Annotated in this window: 9 protein-coding genes; 6 read left to right on the top strand and 3 right to left on the bottom strand. The window is 69.1% G+C overall.

Going from position 1 to position 13,334, the window contains the following annotated elements; genetic code table 11:
- Positions 1-167 precede the first annotated feature (167 nt).
- Positions 168-3,053, top strand: a complete 2,886-nt coding sequence (gene gcvP, locus OHA98_RS25560; protein ID WP_266929078.1) for an aminomethyl-transferring glycine dehydrogenase — start codon at positions 168-170, stop codon at positions 3,051-3,053.
- Between the two features lie 82 nt (positions 3,054-3,135).
- On the opposite strand, the gene OHA98_RS25555 is transcribed toward gcvP, so the two are convergent.
- Together OHA98_RS25555 and OHA98_RS25550 are read right to left on the bottom strand one after the other, a co-directional pair.
- The gene (locus OHA98_RS25555) at positions 3,136-3,342 is read right to left on the bottom strand and encodes a DUF5999 family protein (RefSeq protein WP_323179640.1); all 207 of its coding nucleotides are present in this window, start codon (positions 3,340-3,342) and stop codon (positions 3,136-3,138) included.
- A gap of 323 nt (positions 3,343-3,665) precedes the next feature.
- Positions 3,666-4,250 carry a hypothetical protein gene (locus tag OHA98_RS25550; RefSeq protein WP_266929076.1) on the bottom strand — a complete coding sequence of 195 codons (585 nt, stop codon included), beginning with the start codon at positions 4,248-4,250 and terminating at the stop codon, positions 3,666-3,668.
- Positions 4,251-4,729: 479 nt separating this feature from the next.
- Between OHA98_RS25550 and OHA98_RS25545 the strand changes: the two genes are divergently transcribed.
- Positions 4,730-6,235, top strand: a complete 1,506-nt coding sequence (locus OHA98_RS25545; RefSeq protein ID WP_266929075.1) for a glutamate-cysteine ligase family protein — start codon at positions 4,730-4,732, stop codon at positions 6,233-6,235.
- Between the two features lie 109 nt (positions 6,236-6,344).
- Here OHA98_RS25545 and OHA98_RS25540 read toward each other — a convergent pair whose 3' ends face one another.
- Positions 6,345-8,132, bottom strand: a complete 1,788-nt coding sequence (locus OHA98_RS25540) for a substrate-binding domain-containing protein (RefSeq protein WP_266929074.1) — start codon at positions 8,130-8,132, stop codon at positions 6,345-6,347.
- A gap of 184 nt (positions 8,133-8,316) precedes the next feature.
- On the opposite strand from OHA98_RS25540, the gene OHA98_RS25535 reads away from it, so the two are divergent.
- The 4 genes from OHA98_RS25535 to OHA98_RS25520 all read left to right on the top strand — a co-directional run bounded on the left by OHA98_RS25535 (position 8,317) and on the right by OHA98_RS25520 (position 13,180).
- On the top strand, positions 8,317-9,096 hold the full coding sequence (locus OHA98_RS25535) for a CPBP family intramembrane glutamic endopeptidase (RefSeq protein ID WP_266929073.1): 780 nt from the start codon (positions 8,317-8,319) through the stop codon (positions 9,094-9,096).
- Between the two features lie 246 nt (positions 9,097-9,342).
- Entirely contained in the window at positions 9,343-10,083 is a 741-nt protein-coding gene (locus OHA98_RS25530) for a TnsA-like heteromeric transposase endonuclease subunit (RefSeq protein WP_266929072.1), read from the top strand.
- Positions 10,071-12,152: a Mu transposase C-terminal domain-containing protein gene (locus OHA98_RS25525; RefSeq protein ID WP_266929071.1), complete on the top strand. Its 2,082-nt coding sequence runs from the start codon at positions 10,071-10,073 to the stop codon at positions 12,150-12,152. The genes OHA98_RS25530 and OHA98_RS25525 overlap by 13 nt, the downstream gene beginning before the upstream one ends.
- Positions 12,149-13,180: an ATP-binding protein gene (locus tag OHA98_RS25520; RefSeq protein ID WP_266929070.1), complete on the top strand. Its 1,032-nt coding sequence runs from the start codon at positions 12,149-12,151 to the stop codon at positions 13,178-13,180. Before OHA98_RS25525 ends, OHA98_RS25520 begins: the two co-directional genes overlap by 4 nt.
- Positions 13,181-13,334 lie beyond the last annotated feature (154 nt).

Raw genomic sequence — 13,334 nt, 5'->3', positions numbered from 1 at the left:
GTGCGGGCATGTGCCGGAACGGATCCCACCCTCACCGACGGTGAAAGCCGGTGCGCCGCGAGGCGGGCCGGTGAAGCTCTCAGGTTGAGATGACAGAGGGGGAGGCCGTTCGGGCACCCACGCCGCGGTGCCCCTCGCAGGTCGTGACAGACCAGGAGGCCTCCATCATGACCCCCCGTCGCACTCCGCTCTCCCAGCTGGAGCAGGGCATTCCGTTCGAGCAGCGCCACATAGGGCCCGATGGTGAGGCCCAGGCGAAGATGCTCGCCCAGGTCGGCTACGGCTCGCTCGACGAGCTCACCGCCGCCGCGGTGCCCGACGTGATCAAGAGCACGGAAGCCCTGAAGCTTCCGTCGGCCCGTACCGAGGCCGAGGTGCTGGCCGAGCTGCGTTCGCTCGCCGACCGCAATCAGGTGCTCGCGCCCATGATCGGGCTCGGCTACTACGGCACGTTCACCCCGCCGGTGATCCTGCGCAACGTCATGGAGAACCCCGCCTGGTACACGGCCTACACGCCGTACCAGCCGGAGATCTCCCAGGGGCGGCTCGAAGCGCTCCTCAACTTCCAGACGATGGTCGCCGAGCTGACCGGGCTGCCCACCTCCGGCGCCTCCCTGCTCGACGAGGGCACCGCGGCCGCCGAGGCCATGGCCCTGTCCCGCCGCGTCGGCAAGGTGAAGAACGGTGTCTTCCTGGTCGACGCCGACACCCTGCCGCAGACCGTCGCGGTGATCGAGACCCGCGCGGAGCCGACCGGTGTCGAGGTCGTCGTCGCCGACCTCACCGACGGCATCCCGGCAGATCTCGCCGAGCGCGGCGTCTTCGGTGTGCTGCTCCAGTACCCGGGCGCCTCCGGAGCCGTACGGGACCTCAAGCCCGTCATCGGGCAGGCCCACGAGCTCGGCGCGATCGTCACCGTGGCCGCCGACCTGCTCGCCCTGACCCTGCTCACCTCGCCCGGCGAGCTGGGCGCGGACATCGCCGTCGGTACCACCCAGCGCTTCGGCGTCCCGATGGGCTTCGGCGGACCGCACGCCGGCTTCATGGCCGTGCGCGAGAAGTTCGCCCGAAGCCTGCCCGGCCGGCTCGTCGGTGTCTCCGTCGACGCCGACGGCAACAAGGCGTACCGCCTGGCCCTCCAGACCCGCGAGCAGCACATCCGCCGCGAGAAGGCCACCAGCAACATCTGCACCGCCCAGGTGCTGCTCGCCGTCATGGCCGGGATGTACGCCGTCTACCACGGCCCCGAGGGCCTGCGGACGATCGCCCGGCGCACCCACCGCTACGCCGCGATCCTGGCCGAGGGCCTGCGGCGGGGCGGAGCCGATGTCGTGCACGGTGCGTTCTTCGACACGCTGACCGTGCGGGTTCCCGGCGGGGCCGCCGCCGTGGTCGCGGGCGCCCGTGAGCGTGGGGTCAACCTGCGCCTCGTCGACGCCGACCTGGTCTCCCTGGCCTGCGACGAGACCACGACCCGTACCCAGGTCGCCGCCGTATGGGCGGCCTTCGGCGCCGAGGGCGACGTCGAGGCGCTGGACGCGGTGGCCGCCGACACGCTGCCCGACGGGCTGCTGCGCGACGACGAGATCCTCGCGCACCCGGTCTTCCACCAGCACCGCTCCGAGACCGCGATGCTGCGCTACCTGCGCAAGCTCGCCGACCGGGACTACGCGCTGGACCGCGGCATGATCCCGCTCGGCTCCTGCACCATGAAGCTGAACGCGACCGCCGAGATGGAGTCGATCACCTGGCCCGAGTTCGGGGCGCTGCACCCCTTCGCGCCCGCCGAGCAGGCGCAGGGCTTCCTCACCCTCATCCGTGAGCTGGAGGAGCGGCTCGCCGAGGTCACCGGTTACGACGCCGTGTCGATCCAGCCGAACGCGGGTTCGCAGGGCGAGTTCGCCGGTCTGCTGGCCGTCCGGGCGTACCACCGGGCCAACGGCGACGAGGGGCGCACCGTCTGTCTGATCCCGTCCTCCGCCCACGGCACCAACGCCGCGAGCGCCGTCATGGCGGGCATGAAGGTCGTCGTCGTGAAGACCGCCGACGACGGCGAGGTCGACATCGAGGACCTGCGCGCCAAGATCGGGCAGTACCGCGACGAGCTCGCCGTGCTCATGATCACGTACCCCTCGACCCACGGTGTGTTCGAGGAGCATGTCGCCGCCATCTGCGGCGAGGTGCACGACGCGGGCGGTCAGGTCTACGTCGACGGCGCCAACCTCAACGCGCTGGTCGGTCTCGCGAAGCCCGGCAAGTTCGGCGGCGATGTCTCGCACCTGAACCTGCACAAGACCTTCTGCATCCCGCACGGCGGCGGCGGCCCCGGCGTCGGCCCGGTCGGTGTCCGGGCGCACCTCGCGCCCTACCTCCCCAACCACCCGCTCCAGCCCGCCGCGGGCCCGGAGACCGGTGTGGGCCCGATCTCGGCCGCCCCGTGGGGCTCGGCCGGCATCCTGCCGATCTCGTGGGCGTACGTCCGGCTGATGGGCGGCGAGGGTCTGAAGCGCGCGACGCAGGTCGCCGTGCTCGCGGCCAACTACATCGCCAAGCGCCTGGAGCCGCACTTCCCGATCCTGTACAACGGCCCGGCCGGACTGGTCGCGCACGAGTGCATCGTGGATCTGCGGCCGATCTCCAAGGCGACCGGAGTGAGCATCGACGATGTCGCCAAGCGCCTGATCGACTACGGCTTCCACTCGCCGACCATGTCGTTCCCGGTGGCCGGGACGCTGATGATCGAGCCGACCGAGAGCGAGAACCTCGCCGAGCTCGACCGTTTCTGCGACACCATGATCGCCATCCGCGGCGAGATCGAGAAGGTCGCCTCCGGTGAGTGGAGCGCGGACGACAACCCGCTGAGCAACGCCCCGCACACGGCGGCGGCGCTCGGTGGCGCATGGGATCACGCCTACAGCCGTGAAGAGGCCGTCTTCCCGGCCGGAGTCTCGGCCGCGGACAAGTACTGGCCGCCGGTGCGCCGGATCGACGGTGCCTTCGGCGACCGCAACCTGGTCTGCTCCTGCCCGCCGCTGGACGAGTACGACAACTGACCGAAGGTGTAGGCGCGTTGCGGACATGCGTCGGGGCCGGTGCGGAGATCTCTCCGGGCCGGCCCCCTTCGTACGTGCGGGATCAGGCGGCCTTCACCACCCGGTCGGCGCCCAGCGGCCGGTGCGGGGCGATGATCTGCCCGTCCGGGAGCAGCTCGCCGGTGTCCTCGAAGAGCAGGACGCCGTTGCACAGCAGGCTCCAGCCCTGTTCCGGGTGGTGTGCCGTCAGGCGGGCGGCTTCCCGGTCGGCGGAGTCGGCGGTCGGGCAGGGTGGCTGGTGCTGGCACATGGATGGGTTCTTTCGCTGCGTCGATTCGAATGTCCTGCGGCTGGATGACGTGTTCATTTGCCGCCCCCGTATCAGTCGGTCCGGTCCCAGTGTTGCCCTGCGGGCGTCATTCCGCAGGGATTTCGCCGCAGCGCTTCTACTCCTCCCATGACGCATCACCCGGCCGGACGGTTCAGCGCAACTGCACTGTCCCTTTGGGTGGTTCGGGGTGGCCGGACCGGGCTAGTCCGGACGGGTACGAATGAGCCCCCGCGGTGTCCCGGCCCGTCCCGTGCGGGTACGGGCGGAACAGGGCGCCGCGGGGGCATGCGGGGCGGGCCGGATCAGGCGGAACTGAGCAGCGGACCCGGGGTGACACGCAGGGTCATCACCGGGAGCAGATCGGCGACGCGGCGCGGGTGGTGCGCGGCTATCCCCGGCGGGGCGGGCGCCAGGGGAACCAGCACATCGGTGGGGGCGAGCACCGAGGCGGCGGCATCGGCGTCGGTGTCTCCGTGCAGCCACAGCGTGAGCATGTAGAGCTCCGGGATGGACAGCAGCCGCGCCCGGCAGGGGGCGGCCGACGCCTCCGCCTGCTTGACGGCCAGCTCGGTCGAGACGAGGTAGGGCCCCTCGAAGAAGTGCGAGAAGGCCCAGCCGTCCGGAGTGAGTACGGTGTCCGCCGCCGCGACGGCGCGCTCCTCGCTGCGGATCAGGAATCGCCAGGCGGCCAGACGGGTACGGGGCGCGGGGTCGTTCGGCACGATCCGGTCCAGTACATGGACGGGCAGCGGGAGTTCGGGGCTCAGGGGGCCCTGGGCCGACCGGAGCGCGGGAGTGCGGGCTTCGCGGACGGCGGTGGGGGATCCGAGTGCCGCGAGAACGCTGCGCAGTGCGGGCGCGGGAGCCGGAGGAACATGCAGCGGCATAGTGGGTCGCCTCTCACTTGGAGACACGGTGATGCGTGGTGGGTGCAGACGGCGCTGTCGGCGGGCGGGGCCAGAGGGGCCGGGACCGGGCCGGTTGCGTCAACTCTCTGCCTCGTGGGCGGAGTTTATACGAAAAGTGTTCACATGGTACTTCCGCTAGCTGGCGCGAGGGCGAACCGCAAGGCGACATCAGGTCTTTGAATTGTGGAGTTTCTGATGATTCCTGCTGTTCAGGTCATCCTTGGCCACGGGCTTTTCCGGTGCTGCGGTAGGCCGAAACTCGACGGTGTTTTCCGTCACGCGCCCCACGGCCGAAACCCCTGATTGCCGTATGCCGACGGAATGTGCCCGGCGATTCCGTCGAAGACTAGCGGGTCTACGGCACCCGTGGGACGTTATGGATCACCTCGAATGGGCATTATCGATCGTGATACGAGCGGCCTGGGCCGCGGGCCGCCCACTGGAGGAGGGACCCTTCGATGGGGGAGAAGGTCGTGGCGCGAGCCTTTGACCTGTCGGATCGGCAGACGTACCGCAGAAAGCTCAACCAGTGCCTGGAGGGGTTGGAGAGGCTGCTGGCGGAGCGGAGGTTCGATCGCCCCAAGAATCTCCTGGGGCTGGAGATCGAGCTGAATCTGGCGGGTCCCGACGGCATGCCGAGGATGCGGAATGCGCAGGTTCTCCAGCGCATCGCGAGCCGGGATTTCCAGACCGAACTGGGAATGTTCAATCTGGAAGTGAATATTGTTCCGCACCGCCTCAGCGGCCGGGTTTTCGATCAGCTCGCGGAGGAGCTGCGCACGGGTCTCGCGTATGCCCACCGGAAGGCCGCCGAGGTGGGCGCTGGGATCGTGATGATCGGAATCCTGCCGACACTCGGCCAGCGGGACGTGGTGTCCTCGAACCTCTCGGAAGCGGAACGCTACACGCTGCTCAACGAGCAAATGGCGGCGGCCCGGGGGGAGGATTTCGCCCTCGATATCGAGGGCGTGGAGCGGTTGGTCTGCACCTCGCCGTCGATCGCTCCCGAATCGGCCTGCACCTCCGTGCAATTCCACCTCCAGGTGACACCCGCGCGTTTCGCGGACGTCTGGAACGCCGCCCAGGCCGTCACTTCCGTGCAGATCGCGCTCGGCGCCAACTCGCCCTTCCTGTTCGGCAAGGAGCTGTGGCGGGAGTCGAGGCCGCCGCTGTTCCAGCAGGCCACCGACGTACGGCCGCCCGAACTCCAGAACCAGGGCGTGCGGCCGAGGACCTGGTTCGGGGAGCGCTGGATCAGTTCCGCGTACGAGCTGTTCGAGGAGAACCTGCGCTACTTCCCGCCGCTGCTGCCGATCCGCGACGACGAGGAACCTCTGCGGGTGCTCGATGACGGAGGAGTGCCCACGCTGGCCGAGCTCGTGCTGCACAACGGCACGGTCTACCGCTGGAACCGGCCGGTGTACGGCCTGGCCGACGGCGTTCCCCATCTGCGGGTGGAGAACCGCGTCCTGCCAGCCGGGCCCACCGTGCCGGACGTGATCGCGAACGCCGCGTTCTACTACGGGCTGGTACGGGCCCTGGCCGAGGAGTCCCGGCCGGTGTGGAGCAAGCTGCCCTTCGAAGCCGCCGCGGAGAACTTCGACGCGGCCTGCCGACACGGCATCGAGGCCGAAATCCTCTGGCCCCTCCCGGGCCGTTCCGGCGGGCTCGCCAAGGTGCCGGCCGTCAAGCTCGTACGCGACGAGCTCCTGCCGTTGGCGGCCGCCGGGCTCGACGCGTGGAACATCGAGCCCGCGGACCGCGACCGCTACCTGGGCATCATCGAGGAGCGGTGCAGACGACGCGTCAACGGGGCGTCCTGGCAGGTCGCCACGTACCACCGGGCGCTGGAGGCCGGGCTGGAACGTGACGCGGCGCTCGCCGCCACCACCCGGCGCTACATCGAACTGGCACAGACGGGCGAGCCGGTGCACACCTGGCCGGTGGGATTCCCGGCACCCTGACCGGGCCCGGGCCCGGGACCGGGACCGCGACCGGGGCGAGGACAGGCCCGGTCCCGGGAAGGGCCGGGGTGTCAGGCGGGCCGGGCGGGGCGGGAGGCGGACGCGCGGGCTACTCCTGCGCGGCACGTCCGTTCTGCCCGGCCGTCATGATGGCCTGGAGGATCACCGCCTGGATCTCCGCCGGGTCGCTCACCTCGTACCCCCCGCCGCCGGTCACCTCCGCTATCGCCGAGACCTCTTCGCGGTCGGCGTCCGGACCCACCGCGATGGCGATGATCGGGACCGGACGCTGCGGGTCGGCGAGCTGCTTCAGCCGGTCGATGAGCGCACTGCGGGAAATGCCGTGGGCGTCCTGGTTGGAGCCGTCGGTGAGGATGACCAGGGCGTTGAACTTGCTCTTCACGTAGGACGACTGAGCCGCCTGGTACGAGGCCAGCGTGGTGTCGTACAGGCCGGTCGCCCCGCCCGGCACCGGTTCGAGGCCCGCGAACGCCGCCGACAGTTTGTCCCGGTAGGTGCCGCCGCCCTTCACGGGGTCGCCCAGCCTGCGGGTGGGCATCAGCTCGCGGTAGTCCTTCTCGCCGTCCAGCGTCGTCGCGAACTCCCAGAGCCCGATCTCGTCCTCCGGCGTGAACTGGCCGAGAGCCTGGATCAGGGATGCCTTCGTGACGTCCATCCGGGACTGGCCGCGGCCCGGCACCGGAGTGGCCATGGAGCCGGACGCGTCGACCACCGTGGTCAGCCGGGCGCTCTGCACCGTGATGGTCCACATGCCGAGTGTCTCCTGGAGCGCCTGAGCGGTGGGCGCGTCGGCGGCGGTGGCGTACGGCTGGGGCGTCCTGCCGCCCGCCGCCGTGACGACCGCTTCCCCGGCGGTCCCGTCCACGGACCGGAACCCGTGCCGGGTCAGGATGGCCCGCGAACCGCGGTCGTTCAGCAGGGTCATGAAGCGCAGGGCCGCCCGCGCTTCCTCGGTGCTCAGCTTCGGCTCGTCGACCAGGGTGTACGGGTAGTTGAGCAGGGGGCTGCCGTCCTTCGGGTAGAAGAGGTCGACCTTGCCCTCTCCGGCCGCCTCCGCGTTGTGGGCGAAGGCCGCCTGCTCGGAGAGCAGCACCGCCTGGTTGCGCTTCGGGTTGCCCTCCTCGGTCCCCGAACCGTCGCGTGCCAGGGTCTCCAGGACCTGGGTGTCGCCGTCGGACATCCGCTGTGCCAGCACCTTTGCGGTCTCGGCCACCCGGGTGCCGCTGTTCCCGCCCTGTTTGTCGGACGAGGCACCGATGCTGGTCAGGGCCAGCAGGCCGGTGGCGCTGCGGGCCGGATCGGCCGCTCCGAGGCGTACCTTGTCCGACTCCATGGCCGAGGCGACCAGCTCCGCCCAGGAGTAGGTCTTCCGGGGCCAGCCCAGCTTCTCGGCGGCCGGCGGGACCATGGCCAGGGTCACGGGGGAGGAGGCCACGGAGTCGGACGGGGTGATCGGGATGCTCTCACCGACCCCCTTGGCCCGGTCCAGCCAGAGATCGGAGTCGGGCAGCCAGACCTGGAAGTCGAGGGACTTGTCGCCGGTGGCGAGTGCGTCGGCCACCTTGTAGGAGTCGCGTGCCACCACCTTCACATCCAGGCAGCGGCCGTCGGATCTCACCTCGTCCTCACGGGCCTTGTCGGCGATGGCCCGCATGGCGGGGGCGATGTCGGGCGAGGCCGCCATCGACAGCTTCACGCTGGAGTCCTCGCAGGACCCGGAGAACGACAGCACGCCGCCCTGGACCGCGACAGCCGTTCCCGCCGCCACAGCCAGTACGAGCATGGTGGCGATGGCAACCGTGCGGCGGCGGCGCGGGGGAGGACCACCCCGGTGCTCTTCCGTCGCGAAGTCGTCGGGCAAGCTATGACGTCCCATGTCGGTGGTGCCCCTCCTTGAGGATGAACAAGGAAAAGGGGGACCGCACCACCGGCGTTGGTGGTTGTCCCCCGGCCTGTCGCGCATGATCTTCGTACCTGCATTCGAGACCCTAGCGGGACGGCGGGCGGGATGAGACGCGATTGCACAACTAAAGGCGGGTGTACAGGTGGAGGCGGGGCGCGTGGCTGATTCTTTTCCCCAAGGTGCCGTTTCGCAACGGATCCTGCGGTCCGAGACGGTACTGGTGCTGGCTCTCTCGCTGGGCGCCAGCGGGGTGTCTGCCCTGATCAGTTTTGTCGGATCGTTGACGAAACCAGGGGGTTTGAAGGATCAGGCCGCGACGCTCAACAGTTCGTATGCTCCTGGGCGGCCATGGCTGGATCTGGCATGGCAAATGTTCGGAATCGCAACGGCCCTGGTGCCGGTCGCCCTCGTGGCGCATCTGTTGATCAGGGAGGGCGCGGGGCTGCGGGCCATCGGATTCGACCGGACCAGCCCCGGACGCGACCTCGGTCGCGGCACTCTGGTCGCGGCGGGCATCGGCAGCGCCGGGCTGGCCTTCTATCTCGTGGCGCGGGCCACCGGATTCAACCTCACCGTGGTGCCGGAGTCGCTGCCCGACGTGTGGTGGAAGTTCCCCGTACTGATCCTCTCCGCGGTGCAGAACTCCGTACTGGAGGAAGTGATCGTCGTCGGGTATCTGCTGCGCAGGCTGGGGCAGTTGGGCTGGACACCGATGGCCGCGCTGGTGGCGAGTTCGGTACTGCGCGGCTCGTACCACCTGTACCAGGGCATCGGCGGCTTCATCGGCAACATGGTGATGGGCGTCGTCTTCGTGCTGCTGTACCGGCGCTGGGGGCGGGTCGGGCCGCTGGTCGTCGCGCACACGCTGCTCGACGTCGGGGCGTTCGTCGGATACGCGCTGCTCGCGGGGAAGGTGGACTGGCTGCCCACTCCGTGACACGGGCCGGCCGGGGCGAGGGCCGGCCGGTCGCTGGTACCGAAGGGGCGTACGGGGTTACCCGTACGCCCCTTCGGCGTCAACGGCGCAGGGCGGGGCCGAGCTGTCACGACTGGATCCGGGTGACCTGTGACAGTGATCGTTGATCGATTGCCAGCGAAGGATGATCAACGCTAGTTTGTGCCACCGAAGGTTGATCATTCGGCGTACAGGTGGGCGGGGGATGTGGTGGGGGCACCCCTTGGCGTGTTCGAAGAGGCTACCCTCACATCCTTTGACCTGGCCTTTTCTGTCAATGGGTCGCTCGTACGCCGATCGCTTGGGTCTAGCTGGGATACGCCGTTCGAGGCTGTGGACCCGGTGCGGGAGTTCAGCTGGCACAAAGGCGGTCACGGGTTCGCCGGCTGGTACTACTCGGCGACGCTGCGGGATCACGTGGGCTACGAGTCGTGGCTGGAGCGGGACCGGCTGATCTTGCTGGACCGTGATCCGCAGGTGGTCGCGATCGCCTCGCAGCCGTTCTGCCTGCACTGGCACGACGGCACACGCAAGCGCCGGCATGCCCCTGACTACTTCGTCCGGCTGTCCGACGGACGCGCCCGTGTCGTTGACGTCCGTGCTGCGGACGAGATGGACGGGGCGACGCGAGAGGCGTTCGAGGCGGCCGAGCATGCTTGCAGAGCCGTGGGATGGGAGTTCGAGTGGGTCGGGCGGCCCGAGCCGGTGTTCATGGCGAACATCCGCTGGCTGTCCCGATACCGGCGGGCCCGCTGCGGCCGACCGGTGGCGGTGAGGGATGGCCTCTTGGAGGTCTTCCGGGAACCGATGGGGCTATGGGAGGGTGCCGGGCTGGTCGGAGACCGGTTGCAAGTTCTGCCGGTGCTGTTCCATCTGTTGTGGTCCGGCGCTCTGAGGACCGATCTGGCGGGAGGACTTATGGAGAGCGACAGCCTCGTCTGGGCGGAGGAGATCCGATGGGCAGCTTGAAGCGGCCGACGGCCTTGGTGGTCGGCCAAAGGGTCCGGTTCGAGGGCCAGGTGAGGGGTGTTCTCGAGGTCACCGCACGGGCGGCGGTACTGGAGGACGCCGAGGCACCGCACCGCGTTGTCGCTCTGATTGACCTGTTCGAAACCGCGGACTTCGAGATCCTGTTCCAGCCCGAACGCATGCCTCTGCCCCAGTCCGGTCTGTTGGAGACCTTCGCACCCGAGGTGATGAAGCGTGCACTGTGGTGGGAAGGACATGTCCTTGAGGTCCTGCACGGGCTGCCGCCAGGCGCCGAACCGGGCACACCACCGCGACCGGGCTACGGACCGGGCACATCGGTGACCTCGCGCCAGAAGGCCAAGGCGGCTGAACTGACCGCCCTCGGCCACGAGATCAAGACCGGAGCGGTGGGCCTCCGGCGACGCCGTTACACGGAGGAAGGCCTGGTCGGCCTGGCTCGGCTGGTCGATCACCGCTCGGTCCGCAAGCGCAAGGAGTTCGGTGACGTGCCCGACGCCGTCGTCGAGGCGATGCGGCAGGCGATCAAGGAGGGCGTCGAGACCTCGACACGCAACGGGGCCTACCTGATCTGGAGGACCGGGGAGATCATTCGGGAGAATGGCGGGAACCTGGCCGAGCTGCCCTCGCGACGGACTCTCTACCGACTGGTGGCGAAGCTGACGGTAGGCACACATGCGACCGGGTCGGCCGTCACACGCAGGTCGAAGGCCCATGGGGCCGCGGCCCCGTTCGGTGAGTTGACGGTGTCGGCTCCGGGTGAAGTCATGCAGATCGACTCCACACCGCTGGACGTCATGGTCCGCCTCGACAACGGAGTGGTCGGCAAGGTCGAACTCACCGGCATGATCGACGTCGCCACCAGGACACTGGCCGCGGCGGTGCTCAGGCCCACGACGAAGTCCGTCGACGCCAGCGTGCTGCTGGCCCGCACGGTCACCCCGGAGCTGATGAGACCAGGCTGGGTCGACGCGTTGAAGATGTCCCGCTCGGTGCTGCCGCATGCCCGGATGCTGACCCTCGATGAGCGTCTGGAGCACGCGGCAGCCAAGCCGGTGATCGTCCCGGAGATGATCGTCTGCGATCACGGCAAGGTGTTCGTCTCGCGCAACTTCCGGGCCTCCTGCCGGTTCCTGGAGATCGACTTCCAGCCCACGCACAAGGGCTCGCCCTTCGAAAAGGGCCACATCGAGAAGATGCTCGGCTCCGTCGCCACGATGTTCGCCCAGTTCCTCCCCGGCTACACCGGCCGCAACACCGACCACCGTGGCCGTCACCCGGAGCGCGAGAACCTGTGGGCTCTGCCCGAACTGCAGGAATTACTGGACGAGTGGATCGTCGCCCACTGGCAGAACCGCCCTCACGAGGGGCTGCGAGATCCCGACCATCCGGGCCGGCTGTTCACGCCGAACCAGAAGTACGCCGCGCTGGTCGAGGCCTGCGGCTACGTCCCGGTCGCTCTCAGCGGGCAGGACTATGTCGAACTCCTCCCAGCGGCCTGGCGGGCCGTCAACTCCTACGGAATTCGGATCAACAACCGCACCTACGATGCCCCCGAGCTGGGGCCGATGCGACGGCGCGACTCAGGGGTCACCGCCAAGCGTGGGCTCTGGGAAGTCCACCGTGACCCCTACGATGTCTCCCGCGTTTGGGTACGCAACCACCGCGGCGAAGGCGAGTGGATCCAGGCAACCTGGAAGTACTTGAACCGCGCGCCCGTTCCCTTCGGTGACCTCGCCTGGGACCACGTCAGCCACCAGTTGCCCAAGGCCACGGAGGAAGAACTCGCCAAGGCCGTCTCCGCCCTGCTGACCCGCGCCCACGCCGGCCCGGAACAGCCGGCGGCAAACAACCGGAAGGCCAAGCGGTCCAAGGCGGACCGTCGTGTTACGGCCCGGACCAAGGCCACTACACCGGCAGCAGCCATGCCTCCGCCGCGACCGGAGACGCAACCCTCGCCGGAGCCGCCGGCGGAGGACGAGGAAACGATGGCCGAAGTGATCCCGCTGGGCATCTTTGACCCGCTTGAGGACCCCTGGAGACGTTCGTGAGCACGCCGCTGGCAGACCAGCCGGTAGACGAGTTCGGCCGCTATCTGACAGCCCTGCCTGGCTGGCGCGAGTTCATCGCGGAGGCGATCAGCGAGCCGATGGCCATGGTGACGCAGGACGAGTACGACGCCCTGACCAAAGAGGACAGGTATCAGTACGACGAGGACCGGCTCGACCACCATGCCCGCCTGCAGGTGGTCGCCACCTCAACCGTCCGGCACACCGTCACCTGCGGACGCCGCCTGGTCATCCTCAACCGCGGCGCCATCAGCGCCCGTCGGGGCCTCATCGTCACCGGCCCGGCCAACACCGGCAAGACGATCGCCCTGACCCAGCTCGGGCTGGCGCACGAGCTGCAAGACCGCCGCCGGCACCCTGGCCAGGACGAGCGCATACCGGTCATCTACATCACCGTCCCGCCCGCCGCGACACCCCGCATGATCGCGGCTGAGTTCGCCCGTTTCCTCGGCCTCCCGGTCCTGCGAAGCTCCAACATCACTGACCTCACCGAAGCCGTGGTCGGCGTCTGCACCAAGGCCCGCACCGGCCTCGTCCTAGTCGACGAGATCCACAACATCTCCCTGCACACCCGCACGGGAGCCGAGGCGTCCGACACACTCAAGTACTTCTCCGAGCGCATCCCCGCGACGTTCGCCTACGCCGGCATCGACATCGAAGGCAGCGGCCTGCTGTCCGGCACCCGCGGCGACCAGATCGCCGCCCGCTTCACCTCGGTGGCCACCCACCCCTTCCCCTACAACAAGGAGTGGAAGGGCTTGGTCGCGCAGATGGAGGCGAACCTCCTGCTGCACCAGCACACACGTGGCACCCTGACTCGCTTGGACCGCTTCCTGCACACCCGAACGGGCGGCATGATCGGCACCCTTTCCCATCAGCTCCGCGGAGCTGCCGTGGATGCCATCCTCACCGGCGCCGAGAAGATCACCAAGTCCGGCCTTTTGGCCGTCGACCTGGACATCGCCTCCCGTCGCAGGCACCCCGGCGGCCTCTCGGACGCGGACAAGTGACCCACTCGACCGTGGACAGCGAGCCGATCACCAAGCTTCCCTTCCAGGTCCGGCCGATTGCCGGTGAAGGCTGTTACCCCTTCGTCGCCCGCCTTGCCCGCGCCAACTGCCTTCCGCCCGCCTACCTGCGGCGCTTCCTCGCAGGACCGCCCAG

Origin of the sequence: Streptomyces sp. NBC_00654 (genome assembly GCF_026341775.1) — a bacterium.
Lineage (GTDB): Bacteria > Actinomycetota > Actinomycetes > Streptomycetales > Streptomycetaceae > Streptomyces.
Note: the sequence above shows the minus strand (reverse complement) of the source record. Positions and strands in the feature narration are given on the sequence as shown.

Bases quoted from the DNA above. Each gene is read 5' to 3' on its own strand.
- gcvP (WP_266929078.1), top strand. From the start codon at position 168: ATGACCCCCCGTCGCACTCCGCTCTCCCAGCTGGAGCAGGGCATTCCG.
- OHA98_RS25555 (WP_323179640.1), bottom strand. From the start codon at position 3,342: ATGTGCCAGCACCAGCCACCCTGCCCGACCGCCGACTCCGCCGACCGG.
- OHA98_RS25550 (WP_266929076.1), bottom strand. From the start codon at position 4,250: ATGCCGCTGCATGTTCCTCCGGCTCCCGCGCCCGCACTGCGCAGCGTT.
- OHA98_RS25545 (WP_266929075.1), top strand. From the start codon at position 4,730: ATGGGGGAGAAGGTCGTGGCGCGAGCCTTTGACCTGTCGGATCGGCAG.
- OHA98_RS25540 (WP_266929074.1), bottom strand. From the start codon at position 8,132: ATGGGACGTCATAGCTTGCCCGACGACTTCGCGACGGAAGAGCACCGG.
- OHA98_RS25525 (WP_266929071.1), top strand. From the start codon at position 10,071: ATGGGCAGCTTGAAGCGGCCGACGGCCTTGGTGGTCGGCCAAAGGGTC.